This window comes from Clostridium folliculivorans (genome assembly GCF_024341905.1).
GTDB classification, from domain to species: domain Bacteria; phylum Bacillota; class Clostridia; order Clostridiales; family Clostridiaceae; genus Clostridium_AR; species Clostridium_AR folliculivorans.
Window position 1 is genome coordinate 1 of the sequence record NZ_BQXY01000028.1, and the last position, 787, is coordinate 787.

At 36.7% G+C, this 787-nt stretch carries 2 protein-coding genes; both read left to right on the plus strand.

The window, feature by feature from the left end; translation table 11 throughout:
• Nucleotides 1-509, plus strand: a 509-nt coding sequence (locus OCU55_RS23710) for an ABC transporter permease (protein ID WP_427847093.1), incomplete at its 5' end; no start/stop codon positions are given.
• Nucleotides 502-787: ABC transporter permease subunit (locus OCU55_RS23715; protein WP_427847094.1), on the plus strand; the 286-nt coding region annotated here is incomplete at its 3' end. The genes OCU55_RS23710 and OCU55_RS23715, both read left to right, overlap by 8 nt.

Sequence of the window (787 nt, forward strand, 5' to 3'; positions counted from 1 at the left end):
GATTTGTATCAAACTATCAAGCAAACTATGGTGTGTTTATAGGAATAGCAGTAGCAATATTTGTTACATGGCTTTTATGGAAAACTACCACAGGTTATGAGCTTAGAGCTGTTGGTTTAAACCCTCAGGGAGCAGAATACGGTGGAATAAATATATCAAAGAACATAGTACTTGCAATGGTTATATCAGGAGCTATAGCAGGTCTTGGTGGAGCAGTTCATTTAGCTGGTGGTAAGTACTATACTGATGATTTTAGTACACTTCCAGGTTACGGTTTCAGTGGTATGGCAGTAGCTCTTCTTGCGAAAAGCCATCCAATAGGATGTATATTTGCGGCAGTACTTTTTGGAGCCTTAAACAGTAGTTCAAAAGTATTACAGTTAAATGGTATACCTAAGGAAATAGTGTATCTTATACAATCAATAATAATAATCTTTGTAGCAACAGACTACATCGTTAAATACTTTGCAGAAAAGAAGAAGAAGAAGGAGGTATTGATCAATGGCTAGTATAAATATAATCATGGAACTTTTATCTTCGACTTTAGCTCTTGCAACTCCTTTAATATTCGCAGGTCTTGGCGGAGTATTTTCAGAAAGATCTGGAGTTGTAAACATAGGTCTTGAAGGTATGATGATCATGGGAGCCTTCTTTGGAGTATATGGGTCCTTCCTTACAGGAAGTGCGATGGTAGGAATACTTTTCGCTTTAATAGCAGGTGGACTTATAGCATTAATTCATGCTTTCTTAAGTATAAACCTAAAGGCAGACCAAGTAATATCAGGTA